General features: G+C 71.1%; 5 protein-coding genes. 3 read left to right on the top strand and 2 right to left on the bottom strand.

Going from position 1 to position 4,274, the window contains the following annotated elements; all coding sequences use genetic code 11:
* A partial coding sequence (locus tag AC07OQ_RS24365; protein WP_495055724.1) for a TonB family protein occupies nt 1-411 on the top strand: 411 nt, incomplete at its 5' end.
* 15 nt (nt 412-426) lie between these two features.
* Here the strand turns inward: AC07OQ_RS24365 and AC07OQ_RS24360 are convergent.
* Nucleotides 427-1,344: a LysR family transcriptional regulator gene (locus AC07OQ_RS24360; RefSeq protein WP_495055723.1), complete on the bottom strand. Its 918-nt coding sequence runs from the start codon at nt 1,342-1,344 to the stop codon at nt 427-429.
* A 125-nt stretch (nt 1,345-1,469) separates the two neighbouring features.
* Here AC07OQ_RS24360 and AC07OQ_RS24355 point away from each other — a divergent pair, with 125 nt between their 5' ends.
* Both AC07OQ_RS24355 and AC07OQ_RS24350 read left to right on the top strand, forming a co-directional pair.
* Nucleotides 1,470-2,093 carry an FMN-dependent NADH-azoreductase gene (locus tag AC07OQ_RS24355; protein ID WP_495055722.1) on the top strand — a complete coding sequence of 208 codons (624 nt, stop codon included), beginning with the start codon at nt 1,470-1,472 and terminating at the stop codon, nt 2,091-2,093.
* A 32-nt stretch (nt 2,094-2,125) separates the two neighbouring features.
* The gene (locus AC07OQ_RS24350) at nt 2,126-3,001 is read left to right on the top strand and encodes a pirin family protein (RefSeq protein WP_495055721.1); all 876 of its coding nucleotides are present in this window, start codon (nt 2,126-2,128) and stop codon (nt 2,999-3,001) included.
* 175 nt (nt 3,002-3,176) lie between these two features.
* Here AC07OQ_RS24350 and AC07OQ_RS24345 read toward each other — a convergent pair whose 3' ends face one another.
* Complete coding sequence (locus tag AC07OQ_RS24345; protein WP_495055720.1) at nt 3,177-4,076, bottom strand: pirin family protein; 900 nt, start codon at nt 4,074-4,076, stop codon at nt 3,177-3,179.
* Nucleotides 4,077-4,274: the final 198 nt, after the last annotated feature.

Below are 4,274 nucleotides of genomic sequence, written 5' to 3'. Positions count from 1 at the left end.
GCGGAGCCCGCCGCCGAACCCGCCATGGCCGCCGCCATGCCCGCGGCGGCGGCTCCGGCATCGACGCCCGAGCTGCTGGCCAGCGCGGCGCCCAGCGCGGCCACGCTGCTGCCCACGGCCCAGGCGGTCAGGGCCGTCGAGCCGCCGCCGGCCGAGCCGGCCGAGGAACCGCTGACCCTGGTCGAGCGCGTCGAGCCGGAGTTCCCGCGCAAGCTGCTGCAGGACCGCAGCGGCTCGGTGCTGGTGCGCTTCACGGTGCGGCCCGACGGCTCGGTGGCCGAGTCCGAGTCAATCAGGGCCAGCAACCAGCGCCTGGTGCGCGGCGTGCTGGACGCGGTGAACCGCTGGCGCTTCGCGCCCATCGCGAAGGCGCGCAGCGCCACGGTCGAGGTGGGCTTCCGCGCCGAGTAGCGCGCCGACGCCTGCCTACTGTCCCGGGCAGTTGGACAGCTGGGCCGCCACCGCCTCCATGAACAGGCGGCTGCGCAAGGGCATCAGGCGCCGCTCGGGAAACACGGCCCAGCAGGCCACCGGCTCCAGGCACCAGCCGGGCAGCACGCGCACCAGTTCGCCGCGCGCTTCGTAACTGCGCGCGAAATGCTCGGCCACCACGGTGATGCCGACGCCGGCGCAGGCCAGTTGCAGCAGCAGCTCGGGCGCATTGACCAGGCTGCGCTTCTCCGGCACGCCGCGCCAGTCCTGGCGCGCCGCGCCCTCGCCGCGGAACAGCTGCCAGGGCATGGCCTCGCCGTTGCGGGCCAGGATCATCAGCCCATGCATGCTGGCCAGGCCCTCGGGCAGCTGCGGCACGCCGTCGCGCGCCAGGTAGGACGGCGCGGCATAGAGGCCGCTGGTGAACAGGGCCATGCGGCGTGCGGCCAGCTGGCTGTCCTCGGGCAGATCGCCCATGCGCAGCGCCAGATCGAAGCCCTCGGCGATCAGGTCGACGCGGCGCGGCGACAGGTCGATCTCCAGCTGCACCTCCGGATAGTCCAGCGCGAAGCGGCTGATCATCGGCGCCAGCGCCGCGCTGGCGATGTCGTGCGGCATCGAGACGCGCAGCCGCCCGGTGGGGCGCTGCTGGCGGTGCAGGGCCAGGGCCAGCGCGCCGTCCACCTCGGCCGCCACCGCGCGCGCATGTTCCAGCACGCCCTCGCCGAACTCGGTCAGGGTCAGGCGCCGGGTGCTGCGCTGCAGCAGCTTCTCGCCCAGGCGCTCTTCCAGCGCCGACAGGCGGCGCGACAGCGTCGACTTGGGCAATTGCATGCGCTCGGCCGCGCGGCTGAAGGAGCCGACCTCCATCACGCGGGAGAACAGCAGCAGATCGTCGGCATCCAGGCTCATGGCGTTGATTGTTCCGTTGGTGGAACGATCTTATCCAGTCTGATGGCTTCTGTCGCGCGGATGCCGCCAATACAGTCTCTACATCGTCACCGCGACGACCCAACCCCCTCAACGGAGATCTCACCATGAACGTTCTGCAACTCAACTCCAGCGCCCGTCGTGTCCAGGACGGCCAAGGCTCTTTCTCCACCCGTCTGGCCACCGAGCTGGTCGCCGCGCTGACCCAGAAGAATGCCGGCGCCAAGGTCACGGTGCGCGAACTGGGCCTGAACCCGCATCCCGCGATGGACGAGGCCGCGCTGGGCGCGCTGTTCACCCCGGCCGACAAGCGCAGCGCGGCGCAGGCCGAGCGCGTGGCCGCCAACGATGCGCTGATCTCCGAGCTGCAGGCCCATGACGCGATCGTGATCGCCACGCCGATGATCAACTTCGGCGTGCCCTCGCAGCTGAAGAACTGGATCGACGCCGTGGCCCGTGCCGGCACCACCTTCACCTACACCGCCAACGGCCCCGAAGGCCTGGTCAAGGGCAAGAAGGTCTATGTGGTCGTCGCCACCGGTGGCATGCACCGCGGCCAGCCGACCGACGGCATCACCTCCTACCTGCGCACCCTGCTGGGCTTCCTGGGCATGACCGACGTGCAGTTCGTCTACGCCGAAGGTCTGGGCATGGGCCCGGACGCGGAAGCCGCCGGCGTGGCCGGCGCGCGCCAGCAGATCGCCGAGCTGTTCGGCACGGTCGCGGTCTGATCGCAAGCCCATAGAAAGAAGGAGCAACGACCATGAGCACCACCACCCAGTCTTCGCGGTTGCTGAGCCAGCCGCGCGCGGTGGAGCGCCTGGTCGCCGGCCAGGCGACCAGCGATGGCGCCGGCGTCAAGTTGACGCGCGTGCTGACCAACACCCTGCAGCGCCGCCTGGACCCCTTCCTGATGCTCGACGCCTTCGGTTCGGACTCGGCCGACGATTACATCGCCGGCTTCCCCGACCATCCGCACCGCGGCTTCGAGACCATCACCTATATGCTGGAAGGCCGCATGCGGCATCGCGACTCGGCCGGCCACGAAGGCCTGCTGGGCAACGGTGGCGTGCAATGGATGACCGCCGGCCGCGGCGTGATCCACAGCGAACTGCCCGAGCAGGAAGAGGGCCGCATGGAAGGCTTCCAGCTCTGGTTGAACCTGCCCGGCAAGGACAAGATGCGCGAGCCCTGGTACCGCGACATCCCGAGCGCCGAGATTCCCGAGTTCGAGCGGGAGGGCGTGAAGGTGCGCGTGATCGCCGGTGAGAGCCATGGCGTCAAGGGCGCGGTGCAGCGCGAGCACACCGAGCCGCTGTACCTGGACCTGCATCTGGAGCCGGGCGCGACCTTCGAGCAGCGGCTGTCCGACAAGCACAACGCCTTCGTCTATGTCTATCGCGGCGGTTTGCGTTTCGACACCGGCTGCCTGGTGCCGCAGCAGCGCATGGCCATCCTGGCCAACCAGCCCGGCAGCGACGGCGTGCGCCTGGTGGCCGGCGAGGAGCCGACCCGCGCCATCCTGGTGGCCGGCAAGCCGCTGGGCGAGCCGATCGCGCAGTACGGTCCCTTCGTGATGAACACGCAGGCCGAGCTGATGCAGGCGGTGCGCGACTTCCAGACCGGGCGCTTCGCTTAGGCCGAACCCACCCCCTACCGGCTGCGCCGGCCCCCTCAAGGGGGCCGAGGCCGGACACAGACAGTCCTGCGGACTGTTTGTGCCTGCCGAGGGCCAAGGCCTCTGGCCTTGGCGAGCCCGTCGGACCGGCGGAGCCGGATCCTCGGGCTCCGCTGGGTGAACAGCCCCGTGCCGTTCAGCGGGCGCGCAGCTGCGGCACCGGCGGCGCCAGCAGGCGCTCGCCGTCGAAGCCGGTCACGGCGCCGAAATCGCCCTGGCCGGCGTTCCAGTCGGCCGCGAACTGCCTGATCTCGTCCGGCGTGCGGCCGACGAAGTTCCACCACAGCAGCGGCTTCTCCTCCTCCGCCAGCGGCGCGCCGCCCAGCAGCAGGGCGCGGGCGCGCCCCTGGGCGCGCAGGGTGACGCGCGTCGGACCCGGCGCCAGGTAGAGCAGGCCGCCGGGCGTCAGCGCCTCGGCTTGGCCGTCTTCGCCCTCCAGCAGCAGCTCGCCCTCGGTGACCATCAGCCCATGTTCGAAGTCGGCGCGCAGCTCCAGTTCGGCGGCGGAGGACGGGCCCTCGCAGAGCAGGTCCAGCCCCAGCAGCGGCGAGTAGACCCGGGTCGGCGCTACCCGGCCCGCGTGCTCGCCCACCAGCAGCGTGGCCGCGAAACCGCCGCGCTCGAAGCGCGGCAGTTCCGCATGGTGTTCGAAGGCGGCCGGTCCGGAGCGCCGGTGGTTGGGCAGTGCGATCCACAGCTGGGCCAGGTGCATCTCCTCGGTCTGCGCCTCCTCGGAGTGGCAGATGCCGCTGCCGGCCGTCATCAGGTTGACCTGGCCGGGCAGCAGCCGCTGCACGGTGCCCAGGCTGTCGCGGTGCAGCACCTCGCCTTCCATCATCCAGCTGAAGGTCTGCAGGCCGGTATGGGGATGCGGCGCCACTCGCATGCCCTGACCCAGCGGCTGGCGGGCCGGGCCGGCATGGTCCAGGAAGCACCAGGCGCCGACGGTGCGGCGCTGGGCCACCGGCAGGGCGCGGGCGATGGGCAGGCCACCGACCTCGGTGCGGTGGGCTTCAAGACGTTCGATCGATGCCATGGTGGAGAGGGCGCGGGGGCTCGCTGCGAGTCGGGATGCCGCCATCATGCCCCAGCCGCGCGGCGCCGGCATCCCTCCAACGGGTCCGCCGGGGCGCCGCGCCGTCGTTTTTTCAGGGCTTGCTAGTCTTACTGTGTCACAAATTGAGTCTTTCGCTTGCCCGGCCGCAGCAGGGGCACTGCCCGAGACGGGCGATCA

The organism is Roseateles sp. GW821-FHT09B06 (assembly GCF_059418245.1).
The sequence above is the reverse complement of the archived record's forward strand: the minus strand, read 5'-3'. Positions and strand labels throughout refer to the sequence as shown.